Origin of the sequence: Streptomyces sp. NPDC012827 (assembly GCF_042900905.1) — a bacterium.
GTDB classification, from domain to species: Bacteria; Actinomycetota; Actinomycetes; order Streptomycetales; family Streptomycetaceae; genus Streptomyces; species Streptomyces gulbargensis.
In genome coordinates this window covers 44,241-57,731 of sequence record NZ_JBIBBY010000014.1, presented here as the reverse complement: position 1 = coordinate 57,731, position 13,491 = coordinate 44,241, and the positions used below count along the sequence as shown (strand labels likewise).

The 13,491-nt window shown below is 73.4% G+C and carries 16 protein-coding genes; 7 read left to right on the top strand and 9 right to left on the bottom strand.

The genetic code is table 11. From position 1 onward, the window contains the following. Positions 1-149: 149 nt before the first annotated feature. The gene (locus ACFY60_RS27825) at positions 150-740 is read left to right on the top strand and encodes a hypothetical protein (RefSeq protein ID WP_388616265.1); all 591 of its coding nucleotides are present in this window, start codon (positions 150-152) and stop codon (positions 738-740) included. Between the two features lie 53 nt (positions 741-793). Here the strand turns inward: ACFY60_RS27825 and ACFY60_RS27820 are convergent, their stop codons facing one another. Further along, positions 794-1,216, bottom strand: coding sequence for a hypothetical protein (locus tag ACFY60_RS27820; protein WP_388616262.1), 423 nt, complete (start codon positions 1,214-1,216; stop codon positions 794-796). 41 nt (positions 1,217-1,257) lie between these two features. Continuing rightward, positions 1,258-1,632, bottom strand: a complete 375-nt coding sequence (locus tag ACFY60_RS27815) for a PRC-barrel domain containing protein (protein ID WP_388616259.1) — start codon at positions 1,630-1,632, stop codon at positions 1,258-1,260. A gap of 205 nt (positions 1,633-1,837) precedes the next feature. On the opposite strand from ACFY60_RS27815, the gene ACFY60_RS27810 reads away from it, so the two are divergent. Next, positions 1,838-2,587, top strand: a complete 750-nt coding sequence (locus ACFY60_RS27810) for a ZIP family metal transporter (protein WP_388616256.1) — start codon at positions 1,838-1,840, stop codon at positions 2,585-2,587. A 119-nt stretch (positions 2,588-2,706) separates the two neighbouring features. Here the strand turns inward: ACFY60_RS27810 and ACFY60_RS27805 are convergent, their stop codons facing one another. Next, positions 2,707-3,438, bottom strand: coding sequence for an alpha/beta hydrolase (locus tag ACFY60_RS27805; RefSeq protein ID WP_388616254.1), 732 nt, complete (start codon positions 3,436-3,438; stop codon positions 2,707-2,709). 135 nt (positions 3,439-3,573) lie between these two features. Here ACFY60_RS27805 and ACFY60_RS27800 point away from each other — a divergent pair, with 135 nt between their 5' ends. Beyond that, positions 3,574-3,900: a hypothetical protein gene (locus ACFY60_RS27800; RefSeq protein WP_388616251.1), complete on the top strand. Its 327-nt coding sequence runs from the start codon at positions 3,574-3,576 to the stop codon at positions 3,898-3,900. Here ACFY60_RS27800 and ACFY60_RS27795 read toward each other — a convergent pair. The 3 genes from ACFY60_RS27795 to ACFY60_RS27785 all read right to left on the bottom strand — a co-directional run bounded on the left by ACFY60_RS27795 (position 3,875) and on the right by ACFY60_RS27785 (position 5,992). After that, the gene (locus tag ACFY60_RS27795; protein WP_388616496.1) at positions 3,875-4,243 is read right to left on the bottom strand and encodes a VOC family protein; all 369 of its coding nucleotides are present in this window, start codon (positions 4,241-4,243) and stop codon (positions 3,875-3,877) included. The genes ACFY60_RS27800 and ACFY60_RS27795 overlap by 26 nt on opposite strands. 217 nt (positions 4,244-4,460) lie before the next feature. Continuing rightward, entirely contained in the window at positions 4,461-4,877 is a 417-nt protein-coding gene (locus ACFY60_RS27790) for a hypothetical protein (RefSeq protein ID WP_388616250.1), read from the bottom strand. Beyond that, the gene (locus ACFY60_RS27785) at positions 4,835-5,992 is read right to left on the bottom strand and encodes an ArsR/SmtB family transcription factor (RefSeq protein WP_388616247.1); all 1,158 of its coding nucleotides are present in this window, start codon (positions 5,990-5,992) and stop codon (positions 4,835-4,837) included. The genes ACFY60_RS27790 and ACFY60_RS27785 overlap by 43 nt, the downstream gene beginning before the upstream one ends. Positions 5,993-6,670: 678 nt before the next feature. On the opposite strand from ACFY60_RS27785, the gene ACFY60_RS27780 reads away from it, so the two are divergent. The 4 genes from ACFY60_RS27780 (at position 6,671) to ACFY60_RS27765 (ending at position 11,439) form a co-directional block, all read left to right on the top strand. Continuing rightward, the gene (locus ACFY60_RS27780; RefSeq protein WP_388616246.1) at positions 6,671-8,197 is read left to right on the top strand and encodes a Re/Si-specific NAD(P)(+) transhydrogenase subunit alpha; all 1,527 of its coding nucleotides are present in this window, start codon (positions 6,671-6,673) and stop codon (positions 8,195-8,197) included. 1 nt (position 8,198) lies between these two features. Further along, on the top strand, positions 8,199-9,617 hold the full coding sequence (pntB, locus tag ACFY60_RS27775; protein ID WP_388616243.1) for a Re/Si-specific NAD(P)(+) transhydrogenase subunit beta: 1,419 nt from the start codon (positions 8,199-8,201) through the stop codon (positions 9,615-9,617). A gap of 655 nt (positions 9,618-10,272) precedes the next feature. Continuing rightward, positions 10,273-10,632, top strand: a complete 360-nt coding sequence (locus ACFY60_RS27770; RefSeq protein ID WP_388616240.1) for a MerR family transcriptional regulator — start codon at positions 10,273-10,275, stop codon at positions 10,630-10,632. A 141-nt stretch (positions 10,633-10,773) separates the two neighbouring features. Then, on the top strand, positions 10,774-11,439 hold the full coding sequence (locus ACFY60_RS27765) for a hypothetical protein (RefSeq protein ID WP_388616237.1): 666 nt from the start codon (positions 10,774-10,776) through the stop codon (positions 11,437-11,439). Positions 11,440-11,617: 178 nt separating this feature from the next. Here ACFY60_RS27765 and ACFY60_RS27760 read toward each other — a convergent pair whose 3' ends face one another. The 3 genes from ACFY60_RS27760 to ACFY60_RS27750 form a co-directional block, all read right to left on the bottom strand. Then, positions 11,618-12,004 carry a hypothetical protein gene (locus ACFY60_RS27760; protein ID WP_388616234.1) on the bottom strand — a complete coding sequence of 129 codons (387 nt, stop codon included), beginning with the start codon at positions 12,002-12,004 and terminating at the stop codon, positions 11,618-11,620. Between the two features lie 211 nt (positions 12,005-12,215). Then, a complete protein-coding gene (locus ACFY60_RS27755) occupies positions 12,216-12,860 on the bottom strand; it encodes an L-threonylcarbamoyladenylate synthase (protein ID WP_388616231.1) in 645 nt (214 codons plus the stop codon). Next, positions 12,857-13,489, bottom strand: coding sequence for a carbonic anhydrase (locus ACFY60_RS27750; RefSeq protein ID WP_388616228.1), 633 nt, complete (start codon positions 13,487-13,489; stop codon positions 12,857-12,859). Before ACFY60_RS27750 ends, ACFY60_RS27755 begins: the two co-directional genes overlap by 4 nt. Positions 13,490-13,491: the final 2 nt, after the last annotated feature.

Genomic DNA, 13,491 nt, shown 5'->3' with positions numbered 1-13,491 from the left:
CGGTTGGCATGAGGGGCGGGGTCGTCCGGTGGATCGGAGAGCGGCGCGGCACGATCTCCCACCGCCGGGGAAGGGCGGCGGTCCACTCGTTCCGGTGACCGGGGGGCGAATGCCCCTCGCCGAGGGCCGTACCTCGCCACGATCGCCGGGTGATCACCATCCGCCGCTCCCGCCCGTCCCGCCGGCTCCGCCGGTTCCGCTCGGTCGCCGCCGTGCTCGCCGTCCTCGCCGCTTCCCCGGCCGTGTCGGGGTGCGGTGACCTCGGTACGCAGTCCCCGCCCCGGCACGCCGACCGGTTGGACAAGGCGGCCAGGGTCGCCCGGTTCCACATCGCCCTCACTCAGGACGTGTGGGACCGGACCCGGCTCAGCGGCCGGGACGACCTGGACGACGACACCTTCGGGGACGTGGAGCCGCGCGGACTGAAGGGCGAGATGGGCAGGAAGGGGATGGTCGAGGTGACCCTGACCGGACCCCAGCTGGCCGCGTACCTCCGCAAACTCGACTACGAGGCCCACGGCGGGGTGGACCGGGACCGTGCGGACGAGCCGCTGGCCCGTCGCGTCTACGACGCGGTCGCCCGGGTCGTGGACCGGATGGAGCCGGGCAGGACGCCGACGGCCGTGCCGTACGCGCTGGTCGAGGACGCGGCCACGGCGGGCTCGCCGGCCGCGCCGACCTCACCGGGTGTGCCGAGGCCCGGGCCGCCGGCGGACGGGCCGGGCGGCCGGACCCACTGAACTCCACCGCTCCACGCCCCGCCCGCGAGGCCGGGGTCGCGGGCCGCGCGGCCTCAGGACGGGGCGCCGAGGGACCAGCCGCAGATGTCGCTGACCCGCCCGCGCCACACGGGCGTCGTCGGTGTCCCGGGCACGGACATGTAGGTGACGTCCACCAGGTGGATGAAGGGCTGGAGACCACCGTCGTCCCCGGTGGTCTGCCGCAGGGCCGCCTGAACGGTGTGCGGCAGCTGCGCCAGCAGCTCGGACCGCTCCTGCCGGCCGATCGCCTCGGACACGACCTCCTCCCACCGGTCGGCCCAGGCCTGGGGGCCCACCAGGTGACCACCCACCACGCCGCCCGGCGTGGTCAGGCAGATCGCCATGCTGGCCTCCCGGCGTACGGCCACCAGCCGCAGCAGGAGCTCCAGGTGGGCATCGACCGGCGGCACGACGGCCCCGCCGGGGGAGGAGGGCTCGGAGCCGGGCTCGTTCACGACGGTTCCTTCCGTGTCGACAGGGGGGCCGGCCGGTGGGGTCAGACGGGGCTCGGACCGCCCCTGAACGGCCCGCCTTCCCGGTAGTACAGGACGATCTCCTCCCGGTACTGGCGGTCCGTGAGGTGCTTGTCGGAGTGGAACTCCGGAGCGTTCTTGATCTGTTCCTTGGTCAGACCGACGTGGACCGTGGTCTCCTCCACGTCGACCCGGGTCACCGTGCTCGCCGGGAGCAGCACCTCCTTGCCGAAGATCCATACGCCGGTGTCGACGACCAGGTAGGCGTCACCGACGTCTTCGGAGTGCTTGTCGACCTTGCCGATGTGCCCGTCCGTCGCCTCGACCCGCCATCCGGCGAGGTTCGTGCCCACCGGATAGCCGGCCGACGCCCCGTAGGCCCACGCGTTCTCCGTCATGCGGATACTCCTTCGTTCCGGTCGAGCGGTGCGGCGGCGCTTCCCGCCGCGACTTCAGGAGGACCGCCTGCCCCGGCACCGGGGGACCCACACCCGTACGACCACCCGGGTACGCCGCGCGGGCCCGCTGCCGTTCGCCGGTCTCGGGCGGCGGCCGGTGGGTACACATGAGGGACATGTGTCGTCGGCGCGGAACGAGGCGGTTGTGGCAGGAGCACTGACTGCGGGGGGATGGGGTCTGTTCGCGGGAGCGGCGCTGCTGGTGGGCGCCGCCGCCGGATCGTTCGTACGGGTCCCGCCCCGCTTGATCGCGCTGGTGATGGCGTTCGGCAGCGGAGTGCTGATGGCGGCGGTCTCGTTCGAGCTGATCGCCGAGGCGTACGAACGGGCCGGTATGGGGCCGGTGGTGACCGGCGCGGTCGGCGGAGCGGTCGTGTACTCGGGGGCGAACGCCCTGCTGGCCCGGCACGGGGCCCGGCACCGCAAGCGCTCCGGCCGGCGGCAGCCGAGCGAGAGCGAGGCTCCCGGCTCGGGCAACGCCATCGCGCTCGGGGCACTGCTGGACGGCGTCCCGGAGTCCGTGGTGATCGGCACCAGTCTGCTGGGCGGCGGGCACCTCGGGGTGGCCACGGTGGGAGCGGTGTTCATCAGCAACCTGCCCGAGGGCCTGGCCAGTGCCGCCGGCATGCGCGCGGCCGGGCGCAGCCGCCGGTACGTCTTCGCCCTGTGGGGGAGTATCGCGGTCATCAGCGGTCTGGCGGCGCTGGCGGGGTACGCGCTCCTCGGCGGGGCGTCCCCGGCGGTGATGGCGGTGATCACGGCGGTGGCCGGCGGGGCGATCCTCGCGATGATCGCGGACACGATGATTCCCGAGGCGTACGGCAGGGTGCACCTCATGACGGGCCTGATCACCGTTCTGGGGTTCCTGTCGGCGTTCGCCCTCGCGCACCTGTAGGGGCCGGGCCGGCGGCGCGGGAGCGGCCCGTACCCGCTCACCCTTCCGGCCCGTCCCAGCTCACCCTCCCTGCGCGGCTCGCTCGTCCCTCCGCCGCGGCGGCTTCGGCCCTCGTGACCTCATCCGGTGGTGTCCGGGGTGGCGGGGCCGCCGTTCCAGTCCGCGTCCCCTGCGAGAGGGGAGGGGAACGGCGCGATGCCCAGGAGGGCCGCCGTGATCGCCGCGGTGAGGCGGTGCCAGTGGGGGGCCTGGCGGATCATGGCGTGGCCGCCGTGGGGCATGCGCAGCCCCTTCACCCGGGCACCGGCCGCCCGGGCGCGGGTGAGGTGGGCCCAGGTGCTCGCGGCGGAAGTGACCCGGTCGGCCTCGTCGTGGAGGGCGCAGACGGTACGGCCGCGCAGGTGGGCGACCGGTTCCCCCGGCGGGCACCAGGGGGCGAGCGCCACGACCCCGGTCACGTGCGGGTCCGATGCCGCGCGCAGCGCCGCCCGTGCTCCCATGGAATGGCCGACGAGGACCACGGGCACGGGGCCGGTCAGCTCCCGCAGTTCCGCCAGGGCGCGGTGGGCGTCCGCGACGGGGTGCGCCTGGTGACCGTTCCAGCCGCGGTGCCCGTAGCGGACGTGGGCGACGAGGACGTCGTCGTGGGCGGTGGCCCGCGCGATGGCCCGGGCGAAGGGCCGCATGCGCAGGGCAGGCGGGTTGAGGGCGGGCGGTGGTTCCAGGGCCTCCGCCCGGCCGCCATGGAGGATCAGGACCCCGGCCCGTGTCCGTCGCGGCGGGCGGTGGTCCCGGACGGGAGGCAGGGCGAGGGCCGTGCGCGGTCCCTGTGCTTTTCGTGTCGGAGACATGCCTCAGCCTCTCGGACCCGCGCCGGCGGGCCGTCACCGGGGTGGCGACGGCGGGAAGCCGCCGCCGCGCGCCGTCCACTCGGCGTACCCGACCGGACGCCGTCGAGGGGACGGCCCTCTCCAAGCGCGCCGGCCGTGGCCGGGCAGGTTCAGGCGGGCAGCCCGAAGGACGGCGCGGGCCCCTTCGCCGGCATGGCGCAGGACCCGGTCGCCACCGCCGCCTCGAACAACCCGGCCCTGTCCACCCTGGTGACCGCCGTGAAGGAGGCCGGTCTGGTGGACACCCTCAAGCGTGTCGTCCGCGTGCGGACGCCGCCCGGAGCGGGGCACGCGCAGAGGGCCGTCACGGAACGGCCCGTGGTACGTCGACCGTTGCCCGGGGTCGTCCTCGCGCAGCCCTGCGCCTCCTGGGCGGCGGGGGACGACGCGGGTGGTGTCACCGGGCCGGGATCGGCTGGGTGAGGTTCAGCGCATTGCCGTCGGGGTCCCGCACGTGGGCCACCCGTTGTCCCCACGGCATGTCGTCGGGGCCGCCGCTGACCGTGCCGCCCAGCGCCCTCACCCGGCCGAGCGTCTCGTCGACATCGGCGACACCGATGCTGAGCAGGATGCGCGGCGCCCCCCGGCCCACCGCGTCGGCCTTCGTCACCACCCCGAGGTCGGTGTCGCCGATGCGCAGCCCCCGGTAGAAGACCGCGCCATCCTCCGGCACCCGGAAGATCTCCTCGGCGCCGAACAGCTGCGTGTAGAAGCCGACCAGGACGTCCGGGTCGGCCGTGAGGATCACCGGCTGGATCGTGGACATGTCTCTCCCGTCGAGAACGGTGGTGTCACCGGGGAGACCGTTCGAGGACGGCGAACTCATCGGCGCGGGCGCTCCTTCGGGCGGACAGCCGCTTTTCCCGCCCCTCCTCGCCCCGTTCCGAGCTCCGAGCCCGGCGCCCGGCGATCCGGGCCTTTCCTTTATCCGGCGGGGCCGCCGGGTGCGGCCCCGCCGCGTACCGACGTGTCCGGACCGCCGGTCAGCAGTTGCGCAGGGAGTAGACGGGCGTCCAGTCCACGGCGTAGACGTTGTTGTCGGCGGGGTAGGTCCTGATCACGTTGCCGCCCGAGCCGTAGAGCGTCGCGGCGGCGCCGCCGCTCTGGCTGTTCTTGGCCTCGCCCCACCCGTTCCAGTTCGACAGGTAGTAGCGGGTGCAGTTGTAGAAGTAGAAGACGCGGAAGCGGTTCGCCGACGGGTCCCAGACGGAGGCGCAGAAGTTTCCAGGGGCGCAGTGGACACCGGCACCGGGCGGCAGCAGCTCCGTACGGGCGGGGGCGGGGGAGGTCCACGGGGCCGCGGCGGACGGTGCCGCCTGGGCGGGGCCGGTGGCGAGGACCGAGGCCAGCGCCAGGGTCATGGCGCCGAGGACTCCGGACAGAGAACGCTTGACGGGCATGGTTCGTGATCCCCCTGTGGATGCTCCGGGTGCTGACGGGGCGGGACGGCGGCTCCGCCGGTCCCGCCCGCCCATGGTCGCGGTCGCCCTCCACCGCCGACCACGGGTTTCGAGCTCGGTCGAATACCGCTGGTCGTCCCCTGGTCCAGCAGGTCCGCGCCGAGGCGGGTCACGGTGTGCAGGACGGCGCCGCCGATCCGCCGGCTGCTGAGGAGCCCGGCCTCCCGCAGGACGGTGACGTGATGGCTGACGGTCGCCGGGCTGAGACCCACCCTGCTCGCCAGCTCGCTCGTCGTCCGGCCCTCGCCCACTTCCTCCAGGACCGCCGCCCGCGCCTTGCCGAGCAGCGCCGCGAGCGCCTGGTGGGTGGTGCCGGAGGAGGACGGCGGGGGCGCGAGCCAGCGCGGGTCGTGCGTGACCGGGTGGACGAGCACCGGGGGCAGGGAGCCGTCCTTGAGCACGATCGGCCCGGGCCAGCAGAAGAAGGAGGGGATGATCCGCAGCCCTCGCCCGTCCAGGTGCAGGTCACCCTCCAGGTGCGGGCCCGCGATGTGCAGCACCGGCGCCGTCCAGCGCATGCTGGGATGCAGCCCCTCGGCCAGCCCCGCGAACCCGGACCGCGACAGCGCCCTGGTCGCCACCGACCGGGCCTCGTCGACGCGGGAGCGGATGTGCGGCCAGTACGGGGCCACGAACCGCTCGTGGTGCCTGCGCACCAGCCCGGCCAGCCCGTTCAGCGCCTCGGGGTCGCCCTCGGCGAGCGCGCGGGCCCAACCGGGCAGCGGCCGGGCCCGGGCGAGTTCCGTCAGGTCGGTTCGCAGCTGCCGACGGGGCGTGGACAGGAGCGCCTCGACGCCCGCCGCGAACCCGGCGGACGCCGCCGAAGGGGTCAGGAAGTCCGCCGAGTACCCCCGGGGCGGGGCCAGTCGCCGCAGACGGTGGGAGTCCGGGGCGAGGCAGCCGCCCGCCGCCCGCCGCCAACGGCCGTAGAGGAGAGGCGCGTCGCGGGTCTGCAGCAGATGCAGGCTGAGCAATCCCTCCCACAACGGGTCGGGTTCCTCCGCCAGAACCACCCGCGCGAGGTCCTCGTACGTGAAATGGATCCGCAGCCCCACCGCTCGCCGCTCCCGCCTCCCGCCGTGACGCCCCCACGGGCCGTGCACCGCGTCGAACGGTGACGCGGTTTCCGTGACCGGGCAAGGCGGACACGCGGGCCTGCACAACAACGGCACGTCGCGCGCTCGTGGTGGCGCCTGGCCGCCACGTCGTTCCTCCCCGCGCCGTTCCGTACGCGTTCGCCGACCGGGAACCGGAGAGCAGGCGAGTGCGGAACCGGCCAGGTTTCACAAGCACGGCCGTCGCCCGTCCCCGGGGCGGACCCGGGGAGACCGGCGGGGAGAGCGGGGCGTGCGCCCGGGCCGTGTCGCCGGTCCCCCGGGCGGCCGACGAGAGGGCTACGGGGCTGGTCGGCCGCCCTAGCAGGGGGACGGCGCCAGTGGCTGCGGCCCGTCGTCGTGGGATGTGTCACGGCCCCTCCGCGCGCCTGTCACGGCGCCGCGAGGCGGGGGGTGGAACCTTGCGTCGTGGCCGGTGGGCGAACGGTATGAGCCATGCGAGGTGCCGCATGAAGCGCATCTCAAGCCGATACCACGCGAGTTGTGGCATTGATCACGACCGGCATGCTTCCGATCGACGCGGCGGCGGCCCGATTCTGATCGGGGCAACAACTCGATCCCGAATCGATATTTATTGGCACGTTTTGACACGGCAACATCTTTGAACGGAGATCACTCGTGATTGTCGGAGTGCTCAAGGAAGCGCGGGCAGGTGAGAGTCGCGTCGCGGCCACGCCGGCCACGATCGAACAAATCCGCAAATTGGGGTACGACGTCGTGGTCGACCCGGGTGCGGGGGGCGCGGCGGGCTTCACCGACAGCGCCTACGAGGCCGCCGGCGCGAGCATCGGCGACGCGGCGGCCGCTGATGTGGTGCTGGGGGTCAACGCTCCGAGCCGGTCGCAGCTGGACCGGGTACGGCCCGAGGCGACGGTCATCGCCCTTTTCACGCCCGCCTTCGACCCCGGGATGGTCGAGGAACTGGGCCGGCGTCCCTTCACCGCCCTGTCGATGGACGCCGTGCCGCGCATCAGCCGGGCGCAGTCGATGGATGTCCTCTCCTCCATGGCCAACATCGCCGGCTACCGGGCCGTCATCGAGGCGGCGCACGAGTTCGGCCGCTTCTTCACCGGCCAGGTGACCGCCGCGGGCAAGGTCCCGCCGGCCAAGGTGCTCGTCGCGGGCGCGGGCGTCGCCGGTCTGGCGGCGATCGGCGCGTCCGGCTCGCTCGGTGCGATCGTCCGGGCGACCGACCCGCGGCCCGAGGTGGCCGACCAGGTCCGCTCGCTGGGCGGCGAGTACCTGTCCATCGAGTCCCCCGAGGTCGAGGTCTCCAAGACCGGCTACGCGAAGGAGATGGGCGACGACTACAAGGCGCGCGAGGCCGAGCTCTACGCCGCGCAGTGCCGTGACGTCGACATCGTCATCACCACCGCGCTGATCCCGGGACGCCCCGCGCCGACGCTGATCACCGCCGAGATGGTGGCGAGCATGAAGCCCGGTTCGGTGATCGTCGACATGGCGGCGGCCAACGGCGGCAACGTCGTCGGCACCGTCAAGGGCGAGAAGGTCGTCACCGCCAACGGCGTGACGATCATCGGTTACACCGACCTGGCGGGCCGGCTGCCCGCGCAGGCCTCGCAGCTGTACGGCACCAACCTGGTGAACCTGCTGAAGCTGATGACGCCCGCCAAGGACGGCAACCTGGTCCTCGACTGGGACGACCCGGTGCAGCGCTCCATCACCGTCGTGCGCGCGGGGGAGTCGGCCTGGCCGCCTCCGCCGGTGCAGGTCTCGGCGGCCCCGGCCGCCGCGCCCGCCAAGGCCGCGGAACCGCCGAAGCCGGCGAAGACGCCGATGACGCCGAAGCAGCGGTTCGGCGGCGTGGCCCTCGGCGCCCTGGCGCTGTTCCTCCTCGCCGCGTTCGCCCCCGCGGCGCTGCTGCCCCACGTCACGGTCTTCGTCCTGGCGATCGTGATCGGTTACTACGTGATCGGCCACGTGCACCACGCCCTGCACACGCCGCTGATGTCGGTGACGAACGCGATCTCCGGGATCATCGTCGTCGGCGCGCTCCTGCAGATCGGCCACTCCAGCACGGCGGTCACCGTGCTGTCGGTCGTGGCGATCCTCCTGGCCAGTATCAACATCTTCGGCGGCTTCGCGGTGACGCGTCGCATGCTCGCCATGTTCAACCGGAGCTGACATGTCTGCGACCCTTGCCGCACAGGCGGCCTACCTTGTCGCCGCGCTGCTGTTCATCCTGGCGCTGGCGGGACTCTCCAAGCACGAGTCGGCCCGGCTCGGCAACGCCTTCGGCATGCTCGGAATGGGCGTCGCGCTCGTCGCGACGGTCGTCCTCGCGATCGACGGCGAGGTCAGCGGCGCCGGCCTCGGCCTGATGGCCGGTGCCATGCTGGTCGGCGCGGTGATCGGCTTCCAGCGCGCCCGTGGCGTCGAGATGACCGGCATGCCCGAACTCATCGCGCTGCTGCACTCCTTCGTCGGTCTGGCGGCCGTGCTGGTCAGCTGGAACGGCTACCTCAACGTCGAGCACGACCCCGACGGCCACGAGGCCAAGGTTCTGGACGCCCTCGGCACGCTGGGCATCCACCACGCCGAGGTGTTCATCGGCCTGTTCATCGGCGCGGTGACCTTCACCGGTTCCATCGTGGCTTACCTGAAGCTCTCCGCGAAGATCAACTCCAAGCCGCTGGTGCTGCTGGGCAAGAACGCCCTCAACCTCGGCTCGCTGGTCCTCTTCGTCGCCCTGACGGTGTGGTTCGTGATCACGCCGGAGCTGTGGCTGCTGATCACCGTGACGGTCCTGGCGCTGGCCCTCGGCTGGCACCTGGTCGCCTCGATCGGCGGCGGTGACATGCCGGTCGTCGTCTCGATGCTCAACAGCTACTCGGGCTGGGCCGCCGCAGCCTCCGGCTTCCTGCTCGGCAACGACCTGCTGATCATCACCGGCGCGCTGGTCGGCTCCTCCGGTGCCTACCTGTCGTACATCATGTGCAAGGCGATGAACCGCTCCTTCATCTCCGTCATCGCCGGCGGCTTCGGCATCGAGGCCCCCTCGGGAGCCGACGTCGACTACGGCGAGCACCAGGAGATCACCGCCCAGGCCGCCGCCGAACTGCTGGCGTCCGCCCGCTCGGTCGTCATCACCCCCGGGTACGGCATGGCCGTCGCCCAGGCGCAGTACCCCGTCGCCGAGCTCACCTCGAAGCTGCGGGCGAAGGGCATCGACGTACGGTTCGGCATCCACCCCGTCGCCGGCCGCCTGCCCGGGCACATGAACGTGCTCCTGGCCGAGGCCAAGGTGCCGTACGACATCGTCCTCGAGATGGACGAGATCAACGAGGACTTCGCCAAGACCGACGTCGTCCTCGTCATCGGCGCCAACGACACGGTCAACCCGGCCGGAGCGGAGGACCCCAGCAGCCCGATCGCCGGCATGCCGGTGCTCACCGTCTGGGAGGCCGGCAAGGTCATCGTCTTCAAGCGCTCGATGGCCTCCGGATACGCGGGCGTGCAGAACCCGCTGTTCTTCCGCGAGAACACGGCGATGCTCTTCGGCGACGCCAAGGCCCGGGTCGAGGACATCGTCGGCGCCCTCTGACCCGCAGGCCGCCCTGCGGTGAGAACCGGGAGGCCGGTGCGGGGCGGTGGTGACCACTGCCCCGCACCGGCCGCGGCGGAAGGGACGGCGCACGCCGTCCCTTCCGTCGTCCACGCACCTTCTCGCATCCGACAGGCCAAGAATCGCACCTTCGTCCGACGCAGAAAATCTGTCACGGCGAAGATAGACATTGCTTCGCGCGGGGGTTAATGTTGAGCCGTACCCAGAAGTCCGGGAGCGCGGCAGGGACGCATTGCCGCGCAGCAGGTAGAAGCAGGTGCGGACCGGCGGCGGGGTGAAGGAGCCGGAAGTGGTGGGTTCCTTCGCCGGCCGCCGGTCCGAGCGGCCCCAGGGGCCGCACGCAGTACCCGTGTTGTCCAGCAGTACGAACGAGTAGTCACGCACAAGGTAAGGAGCGGAACGCCATCAGGATCGCCCGGGCGAGCGGGGAGCGCAGCCCGGGTACCGCAGGCCCCGGATGGGAAGGTGGTCCACGGTCACGCAGCCGCGATCCCCGCTTGTCCGCCCTCCGGGGCGGATCGCAGCGGACACGGAAGGCCGGCGTTGATACGCCGGTAGATGGTGTTGCAAGCTCGGGGCCCGGGCGCCATGACGGCGCCCGGGCCCCTCGACGCGTCCCCGGAAGAAGAGGTCTATGCCCCCTCGCAGTACCAGCCCCGCCGACAAGCTCGACGACGACGACTATCCCGCCTACACGATGGGCCGGGCCGCCGACATGCTCGGCACGACGCCCTCCTTCCTCCGGGCCCTGGGCGAACACCGCCTGATCACGCCGCTGCGCTCCGAGGGGGGTCACCGGCGCTACTCCCGCTACCAGCTGCGCGTCGCCGCCCGTGCCCGCGAACTCGTCGACCAGGGCACCCCCATCGAGGCCGCCTGCCGCATCATCATCCTGGAGGACCAGCTCGAGGAGGCCCGGCGCATCAACGCGGAGTACCGCCGCGCGGCGGCCGACGCGATGCCGCCGCCCCGGACGGCGGCCGCACCGAGCTGACCCGCCCCGGCGCCCCCACCACGGTCCGCGGCCACCGAGGGCCCAGGAGCCGTACAGGACCCCGGGGTGAGTACGCGTACTCACCCCGGGCCCGGTAGCCGCCCCCATGCCTCCGCCCGCCCGGCCGCCTACCGTCCTCGTATGCCCGACGACACCGCACCCGCCCGCACCCCTGCCGCCGACACCCCCGCCCGCGCCCGGGGTCTCTTGGGATGCGGGATCGCCGCACTCGCCGGCGTCCTGGCCCTGGTCGCGCTGCTCGTCGGCCTCTCCTGGGACTCGACGGACTACCCCCGCGTCCCGCCCGAGGAGATGGCGAACCGCGCCCTCCAGCGCTCCCAGGAGGCGTACACCGTCCTCGGCTTCACCCGGACCGTGGAACCCGGTGTCGAGGACCTCGGCGTCAGCACGGAGAACACGTTCGGCGCCGACTTCTGCTACGACGGGGGCCTGCTGGGCCTGGAGGACCGCACCGTCGAAGGCGCCTCCTCGATGAGCCACCACTGGGCGCTGGACCGGGTGCCGGCGAGCCAGGCGGTACCCGGCCTGCGCCGGCTGCACCGGTTCGCGCGGGACAACGGCTGGAAGGTCACCTCCTACCGCGAGGGGGAGGGCGACAGCTCCTGGGAGTTGTACCTCCAGCGGGACGGCGGCGACGAGCGGATGTCCTTCACCTGGTACCCGGACCGGGGGTACTTCACCGGCGGCGCGAGCGTGCCCTGCGCCTACGACCCCGAGTGGCGCGACGGTGACGTCGGCCCCGCCGGGGACGACCTGAGGCCACCCGCCTTCGGCCCCGCCCGCTGACCGCCCGACCCGGCATGATGTCGGCGCCGAGCACCCCGTCACCGCCGGCGGGAGGGCCACCTTCGACGCCGACGCCCCCACACCTACCGGGGGACGGCACGGAGACCTGTCACCTGATCACGACCGTCCACCTGCCGCCCGGCCCGGCCTCCGCGGTCTGAGGTGGTGCGAGGGGGCGTCAAGCCCGGGGCGCGGGGCCCTCGTTCCGGTGGACGCTCAGCGCCCACAGGACGAGCGGGACCTGCAGCGGGAGCCGGGCCAGGGCGGCCGCTCGCAGAGGGGCGGGGCGGTGACGCCAGTCGTACGCCATCTTCACGTTCGCCGGGAAGACGGCGACGAACAGCGCGGCGGCCGCGGCCGCCCCCGCCCGCCGCGTGCGCGGCGCCGCCACCGCGGCGCCGACCGCGATCTCCGCGACGCCACTCCATCGGGTCCACGTCCGGGCCGAACCGGGCAGAGTCCGGGGGATCAGGGCGTCGAAGGGGCGCGGTACGGCGAAGTGGGCCGCTCCGGCACCGATCAGCAGGCCGCTGAGCAGCCGGGCGGAGCGTCGGGTATCGGACATGAGGCTCCTCGGGGGACGGGCACGGCCGAAGTTACCTCACAGTAGCGCGCACGGGCCGGGCGGGGGCGGCGGGACCGGCGGCGCGCGGGCGGGCCGGACAAGGACAGCCGGTCCGGTCAGGCCGGGGAAGCTCCGCCGGGCGGCCGCCCGGCGCACCGGTGGCCCGGCGCCCCTCCTTCAGGGAAGCCGGGCCACCGTGTCGCCGTACGGCTCAGGGCACGACGAGGTCGGGCACGACCGCGCGCAGCTCCGCCACCGGCAGGACACCGTCCCGCACCAGTACCGGAACGTCCCCGCTGAGGTCCACGATCGACGAGGACACGGCGCCGGCGGTCCGGCCGCCGTCCAGGTAGACGGCCACCGCGTCGCCCAGCATGGCCCGCGCCGCGTCGCAGTCCTGCGGTGAGGGCCGGTCGGTGAGGTTGGCGCTGGACACCGCCAGCGGACCGGTCGCGGCGAGCAGGTCGAGCGTCAGGGGGTGGTCGGGCATCCGCACCGCCACCGTGCCGCCCGTCTCGCCCAGGTCCCAGTCGAGCGAGGCCCGGTGACGGACCACCAGGGTCAGGCCGCCCGGCCAGAACGCGTCGACCAGCGCCCGCGCCGCGTCCGGCACCTCGTCCGCGAGCTCCCGCAAGGCGTCGGGGGAGTCGACCAGGACCGGCGACGGCTTGTGCCGGCCCCGGCCCTTCGCGGCGAGGAGCGCGGCGACGGCCTTCGGGTCGAACGCGTCGGCCGCGACGCCGTAGACGGTGTCCGTCGGCACGACCACCAGCTCGCCCCGCCGTACGGCCGCGACGGCCTCCTTGAGGCCGTCCGCGCGGGCGGACGGGTCGGAGCAGTCGAAGCGGAGGGTCATGGAGCCGGCGCCTCCTCCGGCTCGACCCCGCGTGTGGTCACCAGCCGGGCGCTGCCCTCGGCGAGCGCGTACCCGAGACCGACGACGGCGACCTCGCCCTTCTCCACCTGCTCGTGGAGCAGCCGGGAGCGGTCGAGCAGCAGGTCCACGGTGTGCCGGATGTGCGCGTCGATGATGTCGCTGTCGGCGGTCAGCCCGGCGGAACGGGCCGCCAGGATGCTCGGCGTCACGCGCTCCACCACGTCCCGCACGAAGCCGCCGGCCGCGAAGCCGTCCTCCACGGCCGCGCGGGCCGCGGCGACCGCGCCGCAGGAATCGTGGCCGAGCACGACGACCAGGCGGGCGCCGAGGACGCTGGTGGCGTACTCGACGCTGCCGAGCACCTCGGCGCCGATGACGTGACCGGCGGTCCGGACCACGAACAGGTCGCCGAGGCCCTGGTCGAAGATGATCTCGGCGGCGAGGCGCGAGTCGGAGCAGCCCAGGATGACGGCGAACGGGTCCTGCCCGGGGGCCAGCTCCGTGCGGCGGGCGGCGTCCTGGTTCGGGTGCTCCGGGGTGCCCGACACGAAGCGCCGGTTGCCGGAGAGCAGGGTTTCCAGTGCGACTGAAGGAGAAGTTCTAGGCATGC

What these genes read in the sequence shown, in the direction of transcription:
- ACFY60_RS27815 (WP_388616259.1), bottom strand. Translation starts at nt 1,632, where the DNA reads ATGACGGAGAACGCGTGGGCCTACGGGGCGTCGGCCGGCTATCCGGTG.
- ACFY60_RS27805 (WP_388616254.1), bottom strand. Translation starts at nt 3,438, where the DNA reads ATGTCTCCGACACGAAAAGCACAGGGACCGCGCACGGCCCTCGCCCTG.
- ACFY60_RS27795 (WP_388616496.1), bottom strand. Translation starts at nt 4,243, where the DNA reads ATGTCCACGATCCAGCCGGTGATCCTCACGGCCGACCCGGACGTCCTG.
- ACFY60_RS27790 (WP_388616250.1), bottom strand. Translation starts at nt 4,877, where the DNA reads ATGCCCGTCAAGCGTTCTCTGTCCGGAGTCCTCGGCGCCATGACCCTG.
- pntB (WP_388616243.1), top strand. Translation starts at nt 8,199, where the DNA reads ATGTCTGCGACCCTTGCCGCACAGGCGGCCTACCTTGTCGCCGCGCTG.
- ACFY60_RS27770 (WP_388616240.1), top strand. Translation starts at nt 10,273, where the DNA reads ATGCCCCCTCGCAGTACCAGCCCCGCCGACAAGCTCGACGACGACGAC.
- ACFY60_RS27765 (WP_388616237.1), top strand. Translation starts at nt 10,774, where the DNA reads ATGCCCGACGACACCGCACCCGCCCGCACCCCTGCCGCCGACACCCCC.
- ACFY60_RS27760 (WP_388616234.1), bottom strand. Translation starts at nt 12,004, where the DNA reads ATGTCCGATACCCGACGCTCCGCCCGGCTGCTCAGCGGCCTGCTGATC.
- ACFY60_RS27755 (WP_388616231.1), bottom strand. Translation starts at nt 12,860, where the DNA reads ATGACCCTCCGCTTCGACTGCTCCGACCCGTCCGCCCGCGCGGACGGC.
- ACFY60_RS27750 (WP_388616228.1), bottom strand. Translation starts at nt 13,489, where the DNA reads ATGCCTAGAACTTCTCCTTCAGTCGCACTGGAAACCCTGCTCTCCGGC.